Source organism: Bacillus sp. S2(2024) (genome assembly GCF_050474045.1).
GTDB lineage: Bacteria > Bacillota > Bacilli > Bacillales > Bacillaceae_G > Bacillus_A > Bacillus_A yunxiaonensis.
This window is the reverse complement of the sequence record NZ_JBFLUS010000003.1, coordinates 3411140-3425339: the sequence shown is the minus strand read 5'-3', so window position 1 is coordinate 3425339 and position 14200 is coordinate 3411140. Positions and strand designations below refer to the sequence as shown.

11 protein-coding genes are annotated in these 14200 nt (G+C 37.9%); 8 read left to right on the top strand and 3 right to left on the bottom strand.

Annotation, left to right across the window (positions count from 1 at the left end; translation table 11 throughout):
• Positions 1 to 36 precede the first annotated feature (36 nt).
• From AB1284_RS17360 to pheA, 4 genes are all read left to right on the top strand, one after another.
• Complete coding sequence (locus tag AB1284_RS17360) at positions 37 to 813, top strand: ABC transporter ATP-binding protein (RefSeq protein WP_429753729.1); 777 nt, start codon at positions 37 to 39, stop codon at positions 811 to 813.
• On the top strand, positions 788 to 2701 hold the full coding sequence (locus AB1284_RS17355; protein ID WP_429753730.1) for an ABC transporter permease: 1914 nt from the start codon (positions 788 to 790) through the stop codon (positions 2699 to 2701). Before AB1284_RS17360 ends, AB1284_RS17355 begins: the two co-directional genes overlap by 26 nt.
• Before the next feature lie 47 nt (positions 2702 to 2748).
• On the top strand, positions 2749 to 4662 hold the full coding sequence (locus tag AB1284_RS17350; protein WP_429753731.1) for an FtsX-like permease family protein: 1914 nt from the start codon (positions 2749 to 2751) through the stop codon (positions 4660 to 4662).
• Between the two features lie 96 nt (positions 4663 to 4758).
• Positions 4759 to 5613 carry a prephenate dehydratase gene (pheA, locus tag AB1284_RS17345; protein WP_429753732.1) on the top strand — a complete coding sequence of 285 codons (855 nt, stop codon included), beginning with the start codon at positions 4759 to 4761 and terminating at the stop codon, positions 5611 to 5613.
• Between the two features lie 35 nt (positions 5614 to 5648).
• Here the strand turns inward: pheA and AB1284_RS17340 are convergent, their stop codons facing one another.
• The 3 genes from AB1284_RS17340 to AB1284_RS17330 form a co-directional block, all read right to left on the bottom strand.
• Entirely contained in the window at positions 5649 to 6296 is a 648-nt protein-coding gene (locus AB1284_RS17340) for an MOSC domain-containing protein (RefSeq protein WP_429753733.1), read from the bottom strand.
• Positions 6297 to 6388: 92 nt separating this feature from the next.
• Positions 6389 to 6934 (bottom strand): transcription repressor NadR, encoded by a 546-nt coding sequence (locus tag AB1284_RS17335; protein WP_429753734.1) that lies wholly within the window; start codon positions 6932 to 6934, stop codon positions 6389 to 6391.
• Positions 6931 to 8073, bottom strand: a complete 1143-nt coding sequence (locus AB1284_RS17330) for an IscS subfamily cysteine desulfurase (RefSeq protein WP_429753735.1) — start codon at positions 8071 to 8073, stop codon at positions 6931 to 6933. Before AB1284_RS17330 ends, AB1284_RS17335 begins: the two co-directional genes overlap by 4 nt.
• A 124-nt stretch (positions 8074 to 8197) precedes the next feature.
• On the opposite strand from AB1284_RS17330, the gene nadB reads away from it, so the two are divergent.
• The 4 genes from nadB (at position 8198) to safA (ending at position 14197) form a co-directional block, all read left to right on the top strand.
• On the top strand, positions 8198 to 9724 hold the full coding sequence (gene nadB, locus AB1284_RS17325; protein ID WP_429753736.1) for an L-aspartate oxidase: 1527 nt from the start codon (positions 8198 to 8200) through the stop codon (positions 9722 to 9724).
• Positions 9725 to 9744: 20 nt separating this feature from the next.
• Positions 9745 to 10578 carry a carboxylating nicotinate-nucleotide diphosphorylase gene (nadC, locus tag AB1284_RS17320; protein ID WP_429753737.1) on the top strand — a complete coding sequence of 278 codons (834 nt, stop codon included), beginning with the start codon at positions 9745 to 9747 and terminating at the stop codon, positions 10576 to 10578.
• 30 nt (positions 10579 to 10608) lie between these two features.
• The gene (gene nadA / locus AB1284_RS17315) at positions 10609 to 11715 is read left to right on the top strand and encodes a quinolinate synthase NadA (RefSeq protein WP_429753738.1); all 1107 of its coding nucleotides are present in this window, start codon (positions 10609 to 10611) and stop codon (positions 11713 to 11715) included.
• A gap of 400 nt (positions 11716 to 12115) precedes the next feature.
• Complete coding sequence (gene safA, locus AB1284_RS17310; RefSeq protein WP_429753739.1) at positions 12116 to 14197, top strand: SafA/ExsA family spore coat assembly protein; 2082 nt, start codon at positions 12116 to 12118, stop codon at positions 14195 to 14197.
• Positions 14198 to 14200 lie beyond the last annotated feature (3 nt).

The following is a 14200-nucleotide window of genomic DNA, read 5'->3' as shown; positions in this document are numbered from 1 at the left end:
GTAAAAGTAAGAAGAAAATACATAGGGGGATGTAAAATGAGTGTTCTTGAAGTAAAAGGTTTAACAAAAGTATATCAATCAAAAGGTTCGGTAACGACAACAGCACTAAATAATATTAACTTTAAAATAGAAGAAGGTGAATTTGTCGGTATTATGGGACCATCAGGAAGCGGGAAAACAACGCTTCTAAATCTACTAGCGACAATTGATAAGCCAACATCTGGCCATGTATATATGAATGGTGAAGAAATTAGTCAAATGCGTGCTACAAAACTTGCAGCGTTTCGCCGTACACACTTAGGGTTTATTTTCCAAGATTTCAACTTACTTGATACGTTATCCATTAAGGAAAATATCATTTTGCCACTTGTAATGGCAAATCGTCCTGTGAAAGAAATTGATGCGAAAGTATTAGAAATTGCAAAGTTTCTAAACATAGAGGGAATTTTACATAAAAAAGTGTACGAAGTATCAGGCGGTCAGCAGCAACGTGCGGCAGCAGCACGGGCAATTATTCATCAGCCGACTTTAATTTTAGCTGATGAACCGACAGGAAACTTAGACTCCAAATCAGCGAAATCATTGATGGGTGCTCTGCAGGAACTTCATGAAGAAAAGAAAGTGACGATTGCAATGGTAACGCATGATCCTGTTGCGGCAAGCTATTGTGAACGTATTTTATTTATTCGTGACGGTGAAATTTTCTCAGAGATTCATAAGGGAGAAACAAAACAAGCCTTCTTCCAAGAAATATTAGACGTACTTGCGATGCTAGGGGGAGAGTACCATGAACTTTCGCCAGCTCGCGTTTAATAATGTCAAAGGAAATTGGCGTAATTATAAAGCGTTTTTAATTAGTAGTTGTTTATCGATTTTTGTGTTCTTTATGTATGCTTCGTTTATTTATCATCCAGATGTCGTGAATGGTAATATTAGTGAGAAAATGCGTGTTGAAAAAGGATTAGAGACATGTAATTATATTGTTATTTTATTTTCCGGGTTATTCATTTTATACTCCAACTCCATCTTTTTACGGGCTCGTAAAAAAGAGTTAGGGTTATTCACTTTAATTGGTGCGACAAAAGGACAATTAGGAAGAATGATTATGCTAGAGCAAATGATTCTTGGATGCATTTCAATTGTCAGTGGAATTGCTCTTGGTATGCTCGGTTTACCACTCTTTTTTAAAGCAGTAAGTGCTGTAATAGGAATTGAAAAAGCATTGCCATTTGTCTGGAATGGAAAAGCGATCGTAATCACTGCCGGTGTATATTTGATTCTCTTTTTCGTCTTATCATTATTTGGATTATGGGCGATATGGAGATTGCAAATTATTGATCTGCTTCGCGATGCAAGAAAACAAAGAGTCGAGCCGTTTTCGTTTACATGGTTATTTTTAGCCGGATTACTAAGTATTATCGTTGCTTACGTTCTTTGTTTTCAAGTAACGTTCATGAACCTTACGGTGTACTTCCTTCCAATTGTTGGTTTAACGATTATCGGAACCTATTTTTTATTCACACAAGGAAGCGTTGTTTTATTAAAAGCATTGCAAAAGAGAAAGTCACTTTTTTATAAGCAGCCGAATTTGTTTGTTATTAGTAATCTCGTTTATAAGATGAAAGATAACGCACGTTTTCTATTTGTTGTTTCGATCATCACAGCAATTGTTGCATCGGCAATGGGGACGTTATATGTCTTCTTTGAAGATATGAGTGCAAAAGTGGCGGAGCATACACCACATGCTATTTCCATTCAGGAAAAAGGGGTAAACTCTCATGAAGTGATGAAAGAAGAAACAATGCAAACGCTGCTCAAAAAACATAACTTTGAACAAGCGCGAAAAGTAACTGTAACCGAAGTGCCAGGAACATTTCATATGAAATTGATGAATGAAGATCGGGAATTCAATATGAGAATTATCTCTGAGAAAGAATTTAATACAGAAGCGAAAAAGCAACAACAGGAAGAGATACATAATCAGCCTGGAACTGGCACAATGGTTGTTTTGGATATGATGAATGAACTCATGAAATTTGATGCAACGAAGCCTTTTACATTTAAAGTACAAAATCAATCATATGAACTGAAGTTAAATAAGCCATATACAAAAGCGGTGTTTAATGCTGATAGTTTACTTGTTGTAAATGAGCAAGACTACGCCAAGTATGCAGCTGCTGTCCCAGATACAGAAAAGATGATGTATTACGGCTATTATATTAAGAACTGGAAAGATACGGAGGCTCTCGTGAAAGAATTGAAAGGTCACATCGCCGACGATAAAAAAGCAAATTTTGATAATTCTATTCTTATTTATCAAAGTGTAAAAGAAAATGGTGCGATTACGATGTTTATTGGTTTCTTCATAACAATATTGTTCTTCTTCTTTGCTTGCAGTATGACATACTTTAAGTGGTTTAATGATAAAGAACAAGATCGTATTCAATTTCATTCTTTAAAACGAATTGGTATGACGGATCAAGAAATTCGTAAAATTGCAGTTAGACAAATGGGAGCAATTTTCTTTATTCCGATTTTGATAGGTATTCTGCATAGTGGGTTTGCATTATATACGTTAGGGAACATGTTGTATTTAGACTTATGGAAGTCAGGAGCGGTTATTATTACAGCATACGTACTAGCATCCGCATTATATTTTGCCATTGCACAAAGAGGATATTTAAAGCACGTAAAAAGCTAGGACTTCCTAGCTTTTTACGTATGTAACGGGTTTTAGGGGGGAGAAAGGTGAAGTTTTATCAACTTACTTTTCAAAATGTTAGAGGGAATTGGCACAACTACAAAATATTTTTCTTAAGTAGTTGTTTTTCTGTATTTGCCTTTTTTATGTACACATCTATTATTTTGCATCCTTACATGAAAACGGGTGATTTGTATAAGGGGGTACAGTCGGGCCTTATTGTGTGTGATGTGATTGTAATTGCTTTTTCCATTATATTCATTCTTTATTCTAGTTCGATCTTTATACAATCCCGTAAAAAAGAATTTGGGCTATTTATATTAATGGGAGCTACGAAAGTAAATGTCATATGTATGATGATAATGGAGCAACTTGCAGTTGGGCTCATTGCGAGCTTTGCCGGGATAGGGATAGGTCTGCTATTTTTAAAGTTATTTTTTATGATTTTTAGTTTATTGCTTAATATGCCGGATCAATTGTCGTTTATTTTTAGTTTAAAAGCTGTTGTTATAACGATTATCACATACGTCACTATGTTTCTCTTTTTATCAATTTTTAGTGCACTACGTATATGGAAAATCGACATCATTCATTTATTAAAGGAAATTCAGGAAGGAAAGAAGGAAACAAAAAGTAAGAAGTGGCTTTGGTGGTTCGGTTTCGTCTGTATAGGAATTGGCTATGGTTTAACAACAAAAGTGACGATGATGAATATTGCTTTGTATTTTATACCTGTTTCCATTTTAACGACAATTGGTACATATTTTGTATGCACACATGGTACGATTCAAGTATTACAAAGGATTAAAAATAGAAAGAGTGTGATGTATCATTATCCGTATTTATTCGTTGTCAATCAGTTGTTACATACAGTAAAAGATAATCGACGTTTTTTCTTTATTTTATCTATGTTAACAACGATAGTAGTAACAGCTACAGGTTCAGTCTATTTATTTTTTTTAAGTATGAAAGAACAACTTCGTTACAATCAGCCTCATGCTTTCTCATATGTTGAAAAAGGAATTGGTTCTAAGGAAGTAATGGAGAAAGAAACGGTTGAAAATCTGTTTCGTAAGCACGGTGTCAATGATTTTCGTTATGCAACGTTTGTTGGAATCCCGGTAATATTTCAGTTAGATTCTAATAAAGAGTCTTATGCAACTGTGATTAGCGAAGATGAGTATAATAGAGAAGCAAACAGGCAGTCGAAGCAGCTGGTGCATCCGAAAGAAGGAACCGTAACATTTGTTTATTATGGTAATTATGATGTTCCGCCTCGGCATCATAAGAAGTATATAAATTTTAAAGCGCTAGGAGAAATATATCAATTTGCATATAACGGAGCATATGAAGGAAATGTATTTAATACGGATAGTAGTCAGCGTAGCGGCAGATTTCTCGTTATGCATAATCAAGATTTTCAAAAGCTTTCTCGTCAAGTTCCTGACCATGAAAAATATGTATATAGCGGATATGAATTAAGAAATTGGGAGAATAGAGAAAAATTAGGTGAAGAATTACAAGCTCACATTTCAAAAGGGAAAGAAGCAGTAACACGTAATAATGTATATATATATAAGGCGATGAAAGACGGAGGGAATCTTATATTATTTATCGGTTCATTCATTAGTGTACTCTTTTTTCTTGCATCCTGTAGCACAGTTTATTTTAAATGGTTTCATAATATTGAATATGACCGCATGCAATATCAAGCTCTTTTAAAAATAGGGATGACAAAGCAAGAAATATATAAGATTTCACGTTGGCAACTAGGGGTTCTATTCTTTTTCCCCGTTTTATTAGGAAGCATACATAGTGCAGTTGCCTTGCATACGTACTATGTTGCCTTTTTTTTATCTAAATCATTTGGACTCGTTTTAGAGATCATTGCAGTTTATCTCATCGCGTGTATACTCTATTTCTTTTTTGCACAAAAAGAATATATGAAACATATAGGCTAGCTCTTGCTAGCCTTTTTGTTTTAATATTCTAAAAATAGGTAGAAGAATATAGATGTTTATGGTATAACAGTAAGAAAACGAAAAAGAGGGGAAAAGATGACGATTCGAGTTGGCTATTTAGGACCAGAAGCAACATTTACAAATATGGCGGTGAGTCGCTTCTTTCCTGAGGCTGAACATGTACCATATCGAACGATTCCAGATTGTATAGATGCAGCAGCAAATGATGTTGTAGACTTTGCCGTTGTACCGCTGGAAAATGCGATTGAAGGCTCAGTAAATATTACGATTGATTATCTTGTACATGAGCAAACGTTGCCAATCGTTGGCGAAATTACAGTACCTGTTCAGCAACATTTGCTCGTTCATCCGCAGCATGCACAAGTATGGAAAGACGTATATGCAGTACATTCTCATCCACATGCAATTGCACAGTGTCATAAGTTTTTAAATCAAGAATTAAAAGGTGTGACGGTGCGTGATATGACATCAACAAGCGCTGCCGCGCAGTTTGTAATGGAACATCCAGAAGAAAAAATTGCGGCAATTGCAAATGAGGCTGCAGCTGAAAAATATGGATTATCTATTGTCGAGCGTGATATCCATACGCATAAAAATAATCATACGCGTTTTCTCGTATTGCATAAGAACGAACAAGTTGAATTACCGAGAAATGGGGAGCGCCGCGGGACGAAAACAACGCTTATGGTAACGTTACCTTCAGACTATGCAGGCGCGTTATATCAAGTGTTATCCGCATTTGCATGGAGAAAATTAAACCTTTCCAAAATTGAGTCTCGTCCGATGAAAACAGGCCTCGGCAATTACTTTTTCTTAATTGATGTGGAGAAAGAGTATGATGATGTCCTGCTTCCAGGAGTGAGAATGGAGTTAGAAGCACTTGGCTTTTCTGTCACATTACTTGGGAGCTATTCCTCTTATTGGGTGTGAAAAAGAAAATCCCATTGCGCATGCAGTGGGATTTTCTATGTTAATTTTTCAAGCCGTGAGGTCAATGATTTTCGCCAATCTTCTGCGAGTTCGGGAACTGCGATAATCTTTTCCATGCCATCTACATCTTTTTGTCCTCGGAAATAGACTTCGTTCGCGAATAAAATGGAAACTTGCTGTGGCTGACGTTCGAGTAATGTAACTTGTGAATCTTTACGAACCGTTCCTTCTTGCAAAACGCGGCATAAATATCCAGTATAGCCAGTTTCGACAATGCGAGGTAAAATACCAGAAATGCCGAGTCGTTTCGAAATTGTACTACATGGGATTCTTCCTTGCGTTACTTGAACAATTGCATCTCCAAGCTGATAAATGTCACCAATACAAACGTCCTGCTCTAACATATTTGTAACTGTTACATTTTCTCCGAATGCAGATGTAGGAAGTGATGTATGAAACTCGTTTTCCCACAGCTGATAATGTTCGTAAGGATAGACACAAACGGCACGATCAGGCCCTCCGTGAAAACGTAAGTCCGCAACACCGTCTCCTTGAAAGCCATCTTTTGATAAAAAAGCATCCTCAACAAGCTGTTTACATATGCCGGTTGTCATTTCTTTATCTTCTGCATATTGGATTGTTTTTGGTTTTCCGATGCTAAAGTGAATGAGTTCGATTCCCATATATTTTCTCCCTTCCCATCATTTTTTTCTATTGTAGCATGGATAAAAACAAAAAAATGCACAGAGATAGTAAAAATTCTCTGTGCGTTTTTTTAATGAACAAGAAATCCAGCTCGGTCTAATGCCTCACAAGCTGCATTTAACTTTTCAATAGAATCTGCTTCAATTGTATGCAAATGAATTCCATCTGTAAGTTGAGATAAATAAGTCGCTTTTGTTTCTTCAATTTTTTTTAAATACTGTTCGAGTTCAAATCGATTACTTACTAGAATTAAAGCAGTTAAATCTCCGTATACTGGATGTTCCACTTTTACATCTTTAATTGTAACTCCATGGTCAACGAGTAGAGTAAGCTCCTGGCGTACTTGTGATGGCTGATGATTGGAAACGATAATGCGCTCGAATGTAGTATGTTGTTTTTCTGACGGTCTTAAATATAAATATCCTTGCGCTGTTGCAATAATAGGTTCATTTCGGGCTTTTAATAAAGAAATATCTTGTACGATGACCTGACGGCTTACGTTTGTTTTCTTTGCTAATTCACTGCCGGACAATGGTTTACTTGCGGCGAGAAGCCATTCTAAAATGAGCTGTCTCCTTTCCTCTCCTAAAATCTTTTTTTGTTTATTTTGACTCATTTACTATTAACACCTCTATTAAATTGATTTCCGATTGCTATAAGTGCATAGATTGTTGCATCAATATGTTCTGTTGTTGTTTGATGTCCAAATGAAAAGCGGACATACTGCTTTGCTTCTTCATGTTCTTTTCCAATCGCAAGCATTGTTTTAGAAGGCTCCTGTTTTCCGATTTGACAAGCGCTTCCTGTTGAAATAGCAATACCGCGGCGATTGCACTCTAGCATTGTATACTGGCCTTCTATTCCTTTTATTGTAACCCCAATGATATGTGGTAAACAAGAAGTAGAATGGCCTTCAAGTTGTATTTCGTGTGAAATGGCTTGTAATTGCTGGATAAAGTATGCTCGTAATTCTTGTAAACGAGTTACTTCCACTTGTTGATTCTTTACCATGTGCTGTGCTGCTGTAATAAACGAAGCAATGCCAGGGACATTCACGGTGCCGGGACGAAATCCTTTTTCATGAGAGGTGCCAGGAAATACTTGCCCCCAACGAACTTGTGGATTTATATAGCATGCTCCTACCCCTTTTGGACCGTAAATTTTATGAGCAGAAACAGAGAGACTATCAATGTTCATCTTAGTCACATCGATTGGTATTTTCCCAAATGTCTGCACGCAATCTGTATGAAATAAGACGTTACGTTTTTGAAGAATGGCCCCAATTTCAGCAATTGGTTGCAGCGTTCCAATTTCAGAGTTTCCATGTTGTATGCTCGCAAGTACAGTGTGTTCTGTAATAGAACGTTCGAGTGCATCAAGTTGAATCATGCCAAAGCGATCTACAGGGATTTCAGTAATTTCATAGCCCTGCTCTTGAAGAAGGTGAAAGTAATTTCGGATAGATGCATGTTCCATAGGTGTTGTAATGATATGTTTTCCGTCTCGAGTATTTAGTAATGATTGAATCGCGAGATAGTTGGACTCTGATCCGCCGCTCGTAAAAAAGACTCCTTGTTCTTTCCCACTAATCATCGTAGCAAATGCTTGGCGGCAAGACTGTAATAATGAGGAGGCGGTACCGCCAATATCATGTAAGCTTTGTTCATTTCCGAAATAATGTTCAGCGGCTTTTGTATACGTCTCTAGCGCTTCTTTACTCATAGGTGTTGTTGCAGCATAATCCATATATATCATAGAGCATAGCCCTTTCTTTATAAGATTTTCTTATCATTTTATAAAAAGCTCTTGTTATTATTTTAAATATATGTAAATATAGGTGTCAAGACAGTTGAAAAGTGTAAAGTAGGAGGCAATGAAAATGCCAAATGCAGATGTCTTAATTATCGGAAGCGGGGTTGCAGCGCTGCGCGTTGCGCAAACAATTTGTCACGAAAAGAATGTGATTATTATCACAAAGAAAACAGGACGAAATAACAATACAAATTTGGCGCAAGGCGGGATTGCAGCAGCAGTTGCTTCATACGATCATCCAGACGATCACTATGAAGATACGCTTACAGCAGGATGTCATTATAACAATAGGAAAGCTGTTCGTTACTTAGTAGAGCAAGGGCCAAGAGAAATGAAAACCTTACTAGATAACGGTATGCGCTTTGACGGTGATGAGCAAGGATTACATCTTGGAAAAGAAGGTGCGCATCGAAAACGACGTATTTTACATGCGGGCGGGGATGCGACTGGGAAAAATTTGCTAGAGCATCTTGCAGAGCAAGTACTTCCATATGTGACAGTTGTTGAACAAGAAATGGTCTTGGATTTTATAATAGAGAATCAAACTTGTCATGGTGTTGTTGCACGTGATAGTAAAGGAAATATACAAAAATATTACGCACAGTGTGTCGTACTGGCATCAGGTGGTATTGGCGGAGTGTATACATTCACTTCCAATGATTGTACGGTTACAGGCGATGGGGTAGCGATGGTATATAGAGCTGGAGGAAAACTTGTTGATTTAGAATTTGTACAGTTTCATCCAACGATGCTATATGTAAATGGGGATTGCTGCGGTCTTGTGTCAGAAGCGGTGCGCGGAGAAGGTGCTATTCTTCGAAACGCAAAAGGAGAGCGGTTTATGACGCATATTCATGAACAACAAGACCTTGCACCGCGTGATGTAGTCGCGCGTGCTATTCATGAACAAATGTTAGCTGGTGAAATGGTGTACTTAGATATCTCATCTATTTCAAACTTTGAAGAGCGTTTTCCAACTGTTTCTTTTTTATGTAAAAAGAATGGCGTTAACATGGAAAATAAGTATATTCCAGTTGTACCAGGTGCTCATTTTCATATGGGCGGTGTAAAAACAAATTGTAACGGGGAAACATCGATCAATCGTTTATATGCAGTGGGTGAAGTTGCATGTAATGGTGTACATGGTGCGAACCGCCTTGCGAGTAATTCGTTATTAGAAGGCCTTGTATTTGGAAAACGTGTAGGGGAACACATTTTAGCAAATATTGAGCCGCAAATCGTGAATAGCGATGGAGCAGTACAAGGTGAGTTACCGCACATACAGTTGCCGCGAAAAGAAGAAATACAAGAGCTGATGATGAAATACGTTGGGATTGTACGCACGGAAGAAGGTTTATCGTATGCGAAGCAATGGCTAGAGCAGTATGGAACATATAGTAAAATGCTTCCATATGAAGACCTTACAAATGAAGATATAACAATTATTAATATGCTAACTGTTTGCCAGTTACTAACAAAAGCTGCACTGCAAAGAAAAGAGAGTATTGGCGGTCATTATCGCAGTGATTTTCCAAAGCGTAGTAACGGGACGTGCGAAATTGTAATGAAAAAGAATATGTTGCAATTCGCTTAACGAAGGGAAAGAGGGGTTCTATGAATACATTAAAAGTAAAAGAGGCATTGAAACAATTTTTTCTAGAAGATATTGGGGAGCGAGATGTAACATCGCAGCTTATTTTTCCAAACGACTTGCAAGCGCGGGGAACGTTTCTTGTAAAAGATACGGGTGTTTTTGCAGGAGTTGATGTGATTAAGGAAGGTTTTACATTATTAGATAATCGTATTGAAGTTACACTCCATGCAAAAGACGGAGATATGGTGAAAAACGGAGATATCCTTGCTACTGTACAAGGACCGATTGCTTCTTTATTAACAGCTGAACGTGTTGTGTTAAATGTAATTCAGCGCATGAGCGGCGTAGCAACAATGACAAGAAAGGCAGTTACTGCACTCGGCAGCGATCATACACGCATTTGTGATACGAGAAAAACAATGCCAGGGCTTCGTATGTTTGATAAACATGCCGTTGTATGCGGCGGTGGTTATAATCATCGCTTCGGATTATACGATGGTGTCATGATTAAAGATAACCATATTGCGTTCGCTGGCTCGATTACAAAAGCGGTAACAACAGTGAAAGAGCAGCTTGGACATATGGTAAAAGTAGAAGTGGAAACAGAAACGAAAGAACAAGTGCTAGAAGCAGTTGCTGCTGGAGCAGACATTATTATGTTTGATAATCGTACGCCAGAAGAAGTGAGCGAATATTGCAAGCTCGTACCAGGTGCAATTGTTACAGAGGCTTCAGGTGGGATTACGATTGAGAATTTGGCGGAGTATGGTCAAACAGGTGTGGATTACATTTCGTTAGGATTACTAACTCATTCTGTTAAAGCGTTAGATATTAGTTTCAACATTGAAGTGTGATTAAGAGAAGGGAAGAGGGGGACTTCACAGATGAGTATTTTAGAAACAGTGCAACCGATTGAAACGATGTTACCAGATCGTTATCAAACAATGTCAATAGAAGAAATGGAAGAGCGTGTGCGTGAAATTAAAGAGAAGCTAGGAGAAAAGCTTTTTATTCCGGGGCATCATTATCAAAAAGATGAGGTTGTTCAATTTTCAGATTCAACGGGAGATTCCTTGCAGCTTGCACAAGTAGCTGCACGCAACAAAGAAGCGAAATATATTGTGTTTTGCGGTGTTCACTTTATGGCCGAAACAGCTGATATGCTAACAACAGATGAACAAATTGTCATTCTTCCTGATATGCGAGCTGGATGCTCTATGGCTGATATGGCTGATATCGAACAAACAGAGCGAGCTTGGAAAGAGTTACAGCAATTATTTGGAGATACGATGCTTCCGTTAACATATGTAAACTCAACTGCTGCAATTAAAGCATTTTGCGGCCGAAATGGCGGTGCAACTGTTACATCTTCTAATGCGAAAGAAATGGTGAAATGGGCATTTACACAAAAAGAGCGTATTTTATTTTTACCAGATCAGCATTTAGGACGTAATACAGCATATGACCTTGGGGTACCTTTAGAAAAAATGGCGGTTTGGGATCCACACACAGATTCATTAGAATATGATGGGAATGTAGAAGACGTTCAGGTTATTTTATGGAAAGGGCACTGTTCCGTCCATCAAAATTTCACTGTAAAGAATATTGAAAGTGTAAGAAAAAACCATCCAGATATGAACATTATTGTTCACCCAGAATGTTGTTATGAAGTTGTTGCAGCTTCTGATTATGCAGGTTCAACAAAATATATTATTGATATGATTGAAAAAGCTCCGTCTGGAAGTAAGTGGGCAATCGGTACAGAAATGAACTTAGTTAATCGTATTATTCAACAGCATCCAGATAAAGAAATTATTTCATTAAATCCATTTATGTGTCCATGCTTAACGATGAACCGTATTGATTTACCACATTTACTATGGGCGCTTGAAGCAATCGAGCGCGGCGAGCATGTAAATGTAATTCAAGTAGATAAAAAAATAACAGAAGAAGCGGTACTTGCGCTAAACAGAATGTTAGAGCGAGCATAGAAGCGACGGATTTCCGTTGCTTTTTCTTTTGTACATAATTCTGCTTTCGTGAGCATACATTGTGTTGAAGCAATCATTGTGTTAATATTCGTTTTTATCTCGCTATTCGTGAACAGTAAGCTCCTCACCTCAAGATTCAGAGAAAAGCATTGTCCAGCTCTAGTGGCTAGAATCTCCGGTCGTTTCGCCCCCTCGGACGAGGCAAAAAGCGCATCTTTTCCTTAGGCGTGGGCGTCCTGCGATTCTGAACGAGCCGCTTCCGCTTTTCTTAGGAAGATAGGTGGGGATAGCTGTCTGTAAAAGCCCGATTGGTTCAACTAACCATTAGTGGGGATGAAGAAAAACTCCACTGATGGAAGTTTCACTTTATTATAGATAAGTTATACAGGAGGGGGAAAATTTGAAAATTCATATCGTGCAAAAAGGGGATACCCTTTGGAAAATTGCGAAAAAGTACGGGGTGGATTTTGAAACATTAAAAGCAGCGAATACACAGCTCAGTAATCCAGATTTAATTATGCCTGGCATGAAAATTAAAGTACCATCTAACAGTGTTCCGATTAAAAAAAATCCAGGTGCTGGTTCAGTCCCTCCAAAAGAATATGTAAAAGAAGTGCAGCAAAAAGAATTTCCTGTTGCACCTAAACCTCTTGGTATAGAAGAAGAGGAGGAGGTCTCACAAGCTGGACCAATTACAGAAAAACCAGCAGCGCAAAAACCGCAGAAGGAAATGCAGGTAAAACCACAAAAAGAAGTACAAAAGGAACAACCTATCCAAAAAGAGCAGCCTATACAAAAGGAACAACCTATCCAAAAAGAACAGCCTATCCAAAAAGAGAAACCAGTAGAAAAACTACCTGTTGTTGAGAAGCAACCGGTTGTTAGCAAAGTAGAAAAACAAAAAGAGAGCACAAAATTTTCCGTAAACATTTTACCACAGCCGCCGCAACCACCGGTAAAAGCGAAAAAAGAGTATAAAATTGCAGATATTATAAAAAAAGGTAACGATTTAATTGCTCCGCAAGTAAATAAAATGAAAGGAAGTAATGTTGTCGCACCAGGAGTGAAGAAAGAAAATATAAGTAACGTCATCGCGCCAGAAGTGAAGAAAGAAAATATAAGTAATGTCATCGCACCAGAAGTAAAAAAAGAAAATGTAAGTAATGTCGTCGCACCACAAGTGACAAAAGAAAATGTAAGTAATGTCGTCGCGCCACAAGTGACAAAAGAAAATGTAAGCAATGTTGTCGCACCGCAGGTTACAAAAGAAATTCCACAAGTGCTCCCACCTAATGTTACGATGCCAATAATGGAAAATATCCATCCAAGTGTTATGCCAATAATGGAAAATATCCAAATGCCAAATGTGATGTCGATGATGGAAAGTAATCAAATGCAAAATGTGATGCCAATGACGGAAAATAGTCCAATGCAAAATGTGATGCCAATAACGGAAAATAGTCCAATGCCAAGTATGATGCCAATGATGGAAGGTAGCAATATGCCAAATATGATGCCGATGATGGAAGGTAGCAATATGCCAAATATGATGCCGATGATGGAAGGTAGCAATATGCCAAATATGATGCCAATGATGGAAGGTAGCAATATGCCAAATATGATGCCGATGATGGAAGGTAACAATATGCCAAATATGATGCCGATGATGGAAGGTAGCAATATGCCAAATATGATGCCGATGATGGAAAGTAGCAATATGCCAAATATGATGCCGATGATGGAAAGTAGCAATATGCCAAATATGATGCCGATGATGGAAGGTAGCAATATGCCAAATATGATGCCGATGATGGAAAGTAGCAATATGCCAAATATGATGCCGATGATGGAAAGTAGCAATATGCCAAATATGATGCCGATGATGGAAAATAATCAAATGCCAAGTATGATGCCAATGATGGAAAGTAATCAAATGCCAAATGTGATGCCGATGATGGAAGGTAGCAATATGCCAAATATGATGCCGATGATGGAAAGTAGCCACATGCCAAATATGATGCCGATGATGGAAAGTAATCAAATGCCACCATTTGCACCAATGCCGTATCCATACCCACCATCATACCCACAACAGATGCCATATCAATCACCATACCCACAGCCACACTATCAAATGCCATATCAACAAAATCCATACTACGGCATGCCGGCAATGCAAGGTATGCCGCCAATGCAGGGCATGCCACAATATGATATGCAATACACTTCTATGCCAAATCCAAATGTCGCACCTATAACAATGGATAATAATGCACCGCCAATTGCGCCAATACAAGAGGACTGTGGCTGTGATGATGAACCAAAATTGTATAGTCCACAGCCAGGTGTACCATATTTTCCACGTGAATCTTATCAACAAAATCCATATATTCCGTATACACCACAGCCTGGTACAATGTATTATCCACCAAATCCTCCTTCTGTATTTGGTACACCATATTCGGAAGAAGAGGAAAATTAAAAA

Coding starts and splice junctions, on each gene's coding strand:
- AB1284_RS17360 (WP_429753729.1), top strand. CDS start 37: ATGAGTGTTCTTGAAGTAAAAGGTTTAACAAAAGTATATCAATCAAAA.
- AB1284_RS17355 (WP_429753730.1), top strand. CDS start 788: ATGAACTTTCGCCAGCTCGCGTTTAATAATGTCAAAGGAAATTGGCGT.
- pheA (WP_429753732.1), top strand. CDS start 4,759: ATGACGATTCGAGTTGGCTATTTAGGACCAGAAGCAACATTTACAAAT.
- AB1284_RS17340 (WP_429753733.1), bottom strand. CDS start 6,296: ATGGGAATCGAACTCATTCACTTTAGCATCGGAAAACCAAAAACAATC.
- AB1284_RS17335 (WP_429753734.1), bottom strand. CDS start 6,934: ATGAGTCAAAATAAACAAAAAAAGATTTTAGGAGAGGAAAGGAGACAG.
- AB1284_RS17330 (WP_429753735.1), bottom strand. CDS start 8,073: ATGATATATATGGATTATGCTGCAACAACACCTATGAGTAAAGAAGCG.
- nadB (WP_429753736.1), top strand. CDS start 8,198: ATGCCAAATGCAGATGTCTTAATTATCGGAAGCGGGGTTGCAGCGCTG.
- nadC (WP_429753737.1), top strand. CDS start 9,745: ATGAATACATTAAAAGTAAAAGAGGCATTGAAACAATTTTTTCTAGAA.
- nadA (WP_429753738.1), top strand. CDS start 10,609: ATGAGTATTTTAGAAACAGTGCAACCGATTGAAACGATGTTACCAGAT.